This is a genomic window from Paenibacillus sp. YAF4_2 (assembly GCF_052113225.1).
In the GTDB taxonomy this organism is placed as follows: domain Bacteria; phylum Bacillota; class Bacilli; order Paenibacillales; family Paenibacillaceae; genus Pristimantibacillus.
In genome coordinates this window covers 1-420 of the sequence record NZ_JBFRCT010000036.1, presented here as the reverse complement: position 1 = coordinate 420, position 420 = coordinate 1, and the positions used below count along the sequence as shown (strand labels likewise).

Here is a 420-nt window from a genome sequence, read left to right as displayed (position 1 = left end):
TTCCCCATTCGGACACCCCCGGATCAATGCGTGCTTACCGCTCCCCGAGGCAGTTTCGTTGTTCGCCACGTCCTTCTTCGGCTCCTAGTGCCTAGGCATCCTCCGTGCGCTCTTACTAGCTTAACCTAGTAGCTCCGGTTGTTTCGGTCCGTTGCTCCTTGTGGTTTATTTCTTGATTAGATAACTAATGGTTGAAATAAACRCACAAAAGTCACAGCGGACTCGAAACAACCTTCGCTTGCAATGGTGATGTAAATCACCAAAACATTTAATAATTGCTTAAGGATGTTTCATTCTTTCGCTATCCAGTTTTCAAAGAACAAGTCTCAAAAAAAATTACTTTTGGTGGAGCCAAGCGGGATCGAACCGCTGACCTCCTGCTTGCAAGGCAGGCGCTCTCCCAGCTGAGCTATGGCCCCA

At 48.0% G+C, this 420-nt stretch carries 1 tRNA gene and 1 rRNA gene; both read right to left on the bottom strand.

The annotated features are described in order from the left end of the window. A 23S ribosomal RNA gene (locus AB4Y93_RS28900) occupies positions 1–126 on the bottom strand; the annotation flags it as partial. A 217-nt stretch (positions 127–343) separates the two neighbouring features. After that, positions 344–419 (bottom strand) — tRNA-Ala (locus AB4Y93_RS28895). Position 420: the final 1 nt, after the last annotated feature.